This is a genomic window from Tropicimonas sp. (assembly GCF_047971885.1).
Lineage (GTDB): Bacteria > Pseudomonadota > Alphaproteobacteria > Rhodobacterales > Rhodobacteraceae > Tropicimonas.
Genome location: NZ_JBKEAE010000022.1, coordinates 1 through 5,690 on the forward strand (window position 1 = coordinate 1; position 5,690 = coordinate 5,690).

A 5,690-nucleotide genomic window follows, 5' to 3' on the forward strand; every position below is an offset into this window, starting at 1 on the left:
ACCAGGGTCGCGCCCGCCAGCATGTCGGCGACAGGCAGGCCGATCGGCACCGGCGCGGGGCCGGCATCGCCCGTAAGCCACATCACGCCCGAGCGCGCCTGCGCCAGCAGATCCTGCCCGGGCCTGTCCGCCCAGGGTCCGTCCTCGCCATAACCCGAGATCGAGCCATAGACGAGGCGCGGATTGAGCGCGCGGCAGGTATCGTAGCCGAAGCCGAGACGTTCGATCACCCCGGGGCGGAAGTTCTGGATCGCCACATCGGCACGCGCCAGCAGCCGTGCAAGCGCAACGCGGTCGGCTTCGGTCTTCAGGTCGAGCGCGAGGCTTTCCTTGCCCCGGTTGATTGCGTGAAACAGGGTCGAATCGCCGCCGATCTCGGTATCGGTCAGATAGAGGCTGCGCGTCAGGTCGCCGCTGCCGGCACGTTCGATCTTGATGACCCGCGCGCCCAGATCCATCAGCCGCAACGAGGCGTAGGGGCCGGCGAGGAACTGGCTCAGATCGACGACAAGCAGCCCGTCCAGCGGTGCGGAATCAGCGGAAGTCATTGGCATTCGGCGATTTCATAGGTAAAATCATCTGGCAGGATTTTACGAAAGGCACAAGGTGTCTCCGTCCGACGATACCGCCCAAGGGCCGCAGAAGAAATACACCGCACCCGCGCTGGAAAAGGGGCTCGATATCCTCGAACTGCTTTCGACCGAGGCGGTCGGCTTGAGCCAGACCGAGATCGCGCGGCGGCTGGGCCGCTCGGTCAGCGAGATATTCCGCATGCTGGTGGTGTTGCAGGAGCGAAACTACGTGACCCTCGACGCTTCGACAGACCGTTATGCGCTGACCACCCGGCTGTTCGAGGTGGCACACCGGACACCGCCGATCCGGCGCCTGACGACATTGGCCGGGCCGGTCATGCAGCGGCTTGCGCACGAGGTGAACCAGTCGGCGCATCTGGCGATCCTGTCGGATGACGGCGTTCTGGTCGTCGGGCAGGTGGACAGCCCGGGCAACAACATCATGTCCGTCAGACTGGGCGCCAAGATCGAGCTTTGGCGCGCCTCCTCCGGGCGCGTCATCCTTGCCTGGCAGCCCGGGGAGGTGCTGGAGGATTACATGGCCAGGGTGCCGTTGCCGCCCGAGATGACGGCGGCAGGGCTCTGCGCCGATCTGGCCGCGATCCGGGAAACCGGGCACGAGGTGCGCGACAGTTTCGTCGCCCGCGGCATCGTCAATATCAGTGCGCCGGTCTTCGAACATTCCGGCCGGACCGTCGCCGCGCTGACGGTGCCGCATCTGGAGCGGTTCGGCGATCCGGTGAGCTTCGATGCATGCCGCGCCGCCGTGGTTGCTGCGGCGGACGCGATGAGCCGGAGCCTGGGCGGCGGGGCGGCGCATGCTCAGTCCTGAGAAACCGGTATCGCCGGCGCGGCAGCGGCCTCGAAACAGGCCTCGACCAGGGCCATGGTATGAAAGGCGTCCTCGACGCCAGAGAAAAGCGTTTCGTCTTCGCCGGCCATCACGCGCTGGACGTTGCGCATCGGCCCCATGAAGGCGTCGATGAACCAGCTTCCCGTCAGGTCGACCTGCCGCCATTCGCCGCCGTTGGCGCAGACCCAGAGCTCGTCGTCCTCGCCGTTCGGATAATCGTAATCGACCCCGAGCTTGACCATGGCGGCGCCCTTCGTCCCCTCGAGCCGGAACCAGGCAGACTGAAACTTGCGGCCGCATTGGTGGTTGTGGTTTATCGTCATCAGTCCGCGCAACGGCTCGGGATAGTCGAGGATGACCGACGTTCGCGTCTGGGCGAAGCCGGCGGCGCGCGGATCGCCGATCGTGCGGGCGAAGACGCCGGCGGGCGATCCGACAAGGGCACGGATCGTGTCGAGATAATGTATGGAATGAACCGCGATCTCGACCCGTTTCATCGGGATCAGGAAGGGGAAGATCTGCCATGGGGTATAGATGTTGAGGTGGACCTCGACCTCGAGCATCTCGCCCAGTTCGCCCGAGCGGATGATCTGTCGCGCCGCCATCATCATCGGCGAGAACCGAAGCTGGAAATTGACGGCGGCTTTCAGCGCCTTGTCGCGGCAGATCGCGCGAATCTCGCGCGCTTCGGCAAGGTTGGAACCCATGGGCTTCTGGATCAGCACGCCCGCGCCGTCGGGCAGGACAGGCAGGATCGAACGGATCGCCTGGGGCGGAACCGCGATGTCGTAGATCGCATCCGTTCCGAATTCGGCGGCGGCGGCCGCGGCGGTGGGAAAGACATGCGGCAGGCCGAAATCGCTGGCCAGCGATTGCGCCCGCGCCGCATCGAGGTCGGTGCAGCCCACCACGCTCAACCCCGCTTTTCCGTAGGCGGGCAGGTGGGCGTCGCGAACGATGCCGCCCGATCCCACGATAATGATCGGGCGTGGTGCCGAGGGTGCCGGCCAGTCCTGAACGATGCCGCTCATGACACGTCCTCCGGGCTGCGGCGTTCGGCGAGCAGGATATGTTCGCAATACATCACGGTCTCGTCGCGCTGGTTTGTGGTTTCGACAATCTCGACCACCTGGCCGAAGGCCGGGCGTTTGGGGTCGTCCGCCTTGCGCCCGATGGTGACGGTCGAACGGATCGTATCGCCGGCGCGGACGGGTCTGGGAAAGCGAAGCCGTTCGTAGCCATAGGTAAAGGCGCGGGGATTGATCTCGGTTGCGGTCAGCCCGATGCCGATGGCGAAGGTCATGGTGCCGTGGGCGATGCGCTCGCCGAATGGCTGGGTCTTGCAGAACTCGGCATCCATGTGGTGAGGGAAATAGTCCCCCGAATGCCCGGCATGAAAGACGATATCCGTTTCGGTTATGGTGCGGGCGAGCGTCCGGCGCGCCTCGCCAATCTCGTAATCCTCGAAAAACCGTTCCCGTTCCATTGTGTTCCCCCTGGTTATACTTTCATATACAGAATAATATTTGACAAGTAAAATAATCATGGGATAGAAAAGAGATATCCCGGAAGGAAGCGTCGGCGGAAATGCGCGGGACGGGAGGGGAGGACGATGGCTGAGGTTCGTTTGCGCGGAATGACCTGGGATCACGCACGCGGCTTCGATCCGATGGTTGCGACCTCCGTTGCCTATGCCGCAAGGTATCCGGGTGTGACGATAAGCTGGGAAAAGCGGTCGTTGCAGGCGTTTGCCGACCGGCCCATCGGCGAGATGGCGCAAGGCTACGACCTGATGGTCATCGATCATCCCCATGTGGGTGAGGTCGCGCGTGCCGGGCATCTGGTCGATTTCAACACTGTCGGCCGGAATGCCGAGGTTGCGGCGATCGCGGCGGGTACGGTGGGCGCCTCGCACCCCTCCTATGCCTTCGACGGGGGGCAATGGGGGCTGGCCATCGACGCGGCAACGCCGGTTGCCTGCTACCGGCCCGATCTGCTCGATGCCGCGCCGGCCCGCTGGGATCAGGTGCTTGAACTTGCCCGAGCCGGGCGTGTGGGGTTTGCCCTGATCCCGATCAACGCGCTGATGACCTTTTTCGGCATGGCGCGGAACCGGGGTTATGCGATTGCCGAAGACCCGGAGCGCCTGATCGCGCAGGAAGAGGGTGCCGAGACGCTCGAAATCCTGTGCGAAATCGTTTCCCTGATCGACCCGCGTTGCCTGACGCTCGATCCGATCGGTATCTATGAATGGATGGGGCGATCGGTGGAGGCGCCGGCCTATTCCCCCTTCGGTTATGGCTACACCAACTATTCGCGCGACGGGTATTGCCGGTTCCCGCTGGTCTTTGCCAATGCGCCGGGCGTCGGCGGCAACGGGCCGCGCGGCACGGTGCTGGGCGGCACCGGGATCGCGATTTCCGCGGCTTGCGCGGCGCCGGAGGTTGCGGTGGATTATGCGCTGTGGATCGCCGGGGCCGATTGCCAGAAGGGTCTGTATTTCGAAAGCGGCGGTCAGCCTGGCCACGCGGCGGCGTGGGAGGACGAAGCCTGCAACGCCGCCTGTCGCGATTTCATGAAAAACACGCGTGTGACGCTCGAAACCGCATGGGTCCGTCCGCGTTACGACGGGTACATGGCGTTTCAGGATCGCGGCGGCGATATCGTCCACGCCTGCCTGCGGGGTGATGTCGGGGTGCGCGAAACGCTCGACCGTCTGGATGCCGCCTATCGGGAGAGCCGGGGATGAGACCGCTCGAAGGCATCGTCGTGGTGGAACTGGCACAGTATCTTTCCGGCCCCTTCGCCGGGCTGAAACTGGCCGACCTTGGTGCGCGGGTGATCAAGGTCGAGCGGCCGGGCACTGGCGATCCGTGCCGCGGGCTGTTCATCTCGGAGCCGGTGGCGGGCGAGAATCCGCTGTTTCACGCCATCAATCGCGGCAAGGAGAGCCTGACGGCGGATCTGCGCGACCCCGGGGACCGTGCCCTGCTGATGGGGATGATCGCGCGGGCGGACGTATTGATCCAGAATTTCCGTCCCGGTGTGATCGAACGGCAGGGGCTGTCCTACGACGCGGTGCGCGCGGCCAGTCCCGGCATCGTCTATGGCTCGATCTCGGGCTTCGGCCCGACCGAATGGGCGGCGTTGCCGGGGCAGGTTCTGCTGGCGCAGGCGCGGTCGGGGCTCTTGTGGCTGACCGGCAGCCGCGACGATCCGCCGATGCCGATGGGTCTGGCGGTGGCCGACATGCTCGCCGGCGAGGCGATGGCACAGGGCCTGCTGGCCGCGCTGATCGGCCGCGGCCGGACGGGCCATGGCGCCCATGTCGAAACCTCGCTGATCGAGGCGCTGATCTCGTTCCAGTTCGAGGTTCTGACCACCTATCTGAACGACGGCGGGCATCTGCCCGAACGTCCGGCGGTGAACGGCGCGCATGCCTATGTCGGCGCCCCATACGGGGTTTACCGCACAAGCGATGGCTGGCTGGCGCTTGCCATGGTGCCGTCGTTCGGGGTGCTGGCCGGTCTGATGGGTGTTCCGGCACTGGCGGAATTCGATACGCCGGGCAGTGCGCTGGCGGCGCGCGACAGGATCAAGGCAATCATTGCCGGGGCGACGCCGGGGCGCAGCACGCGCGAATGGCTCGACCTGCTGCAACCGGCCGATATCTGGTGCGCCGAGGTGCTGGACTGGCCCGCGCTGATGGAAACCGCGGCGTGGCGGCAGCTTGGCGTGGTGCAGAAGATGGGGGCGTTGCGCACGGTGCGCGGGCCCCTGCGCTTTGGCGGCGCGGCGCTGCCGGTTGCCGGCGCGGCCCCCGATCTGGGTGCAGACAGTAGCAGGATCAGAGAGGAATTCGGTCAGGCGGGCGTATCGCGTGCCTGACCGGCAGGCCGGGGCGGGAGGGCCCCGAACAGGGAAAACGAACAGGGAAAACGAACAGGGAAAACCTAGGGAGGACGACATGACGAGACACACAACAACCATGCTGGCAGGCGCCGCAATCCTGGCGCTCTGCGCCGGAGGTGCGCTGGCGCAGGACGACTTCGAGGGCTATACGCTGCGCGTCAAGCTGATCGGCGGCGCACAATACGAGCCGCTCTATGCCACGATCTCCGAATGGGAGGCGGCGACCGGGGCCAAGGTGGAAATCCTCAGCCGGAAGAACCACTTCGAACTTGACCGCGAGATCAAGCAGGACATCGCGGCCGGCACGCTCGACTGGTGCGTCGGCTCCAACCACACCAGCTTTGCGCCGCAAT

The 5,690-nt window shown here is 65.4% G+C and carries 6 protein-coding genes and 1 pseudogene; 4 read left to right on the forward strand and 3 right to left on the reverse strand.

Annotated elements, in window-relative coordinates; genetic code table 11:
• The coding region (locus ACK5IR_RS02540) for a CaiB/BaiF CoA transferase family protein (RefSeq protein ID WP_416925587.1) at window positions 1-554 on the reverse strand (554 nt) is incomplete at its 3' end.
• Window positions 555-606: 52 nt separating this feature from the next.
• Between ACK5IR_RS02540 and ACK5IR_RS02545 the strand changes: the two genes are divergently transcribed.
• A complete protein-coding gene (locus ACK5IR_RS02545; protein ID WP_416925589.1) occupies window positions 607-1,404 on the forward strand; it encodes an IclR family transcriptional regulator in 798 nt (265 codons plus the stop codon).
• Here the strand turns inward: ACK5IR_RS02545 and ACK5IR_RS02550 are convergent.
• The gene (locus ACK5IR_RS02550; protein ID WP_416925591.1) at window positions 1,395-2,456 is read right to left on the reverse strand and encodes a Gfo/Idh/MocA family protein; all 1,062 of its coding nucleotides are present in this window, start codon (window positions 2,454-2,456) and stop codon (window positions 1,395-1,397) included. The genes ACK5IR_RS02545 and ACK5IR_RS02550 overlap by 10 nt on opposite strands.
• Window positions 2,453-2,911, reverse strand: a complete 459-nt coding sequence (locus tag ACK5IR_RS02555) for a MaoC family dehydratase (protein ID WP_416925593.1) — start codon at window positions 2,909-2,911, stop codon at window positions 2,453-2,455. Before ACK5IR_RS02555 ends, ACK5IR_RS02550 begins: the two co-directional genes overlap by 4 nt.
• Before the next feature lie 126 nt (window positions 2,912-3,037).
• Here ACK5IR_RS02555 and ACK5IR_RS02560 point away from each other — a divergent pair, with 126 nt between their 5' ends.
• The 3 genes and pseudogenes from ACK5IR_RS02560 to ACK5IR_RS02570 form a co-directional block, all read left to right on the forward strand.
• Complete coding sequence (locus tag ACK5IR_RS02560) at window positions 3,038-4,174, forward strand: ABC transporter substrate-binding protein (protein ID WP_416925595.1); 1,137 nt, start codon at window positions 3,038-3,040, stop codon at window positions 4,172-4,174.
• Entirely contained in the window at window positions 4,171-5,313 is a 1,143-nt protein-coding gene (locus ACK5IR_RS02565) for a CaiB/BaiF CoA transferase family protein (RefSeq protein ID WP_416925597.1), read from the forward strand. Before ACK5IR_RS02560 ends, ACK5IR_RS02565 begins: the two co-directional genes overlap by 4 nt.
• A 79-nt stretch (window positions 5,314-5,392) precedes the next feature.
• Window positions 5,393-5,690: pseudogene (locus tag ACK5IR_RS02570) on the forward strand (sugar ABC transporter substrate-binding protein); the annotation flags it as partial.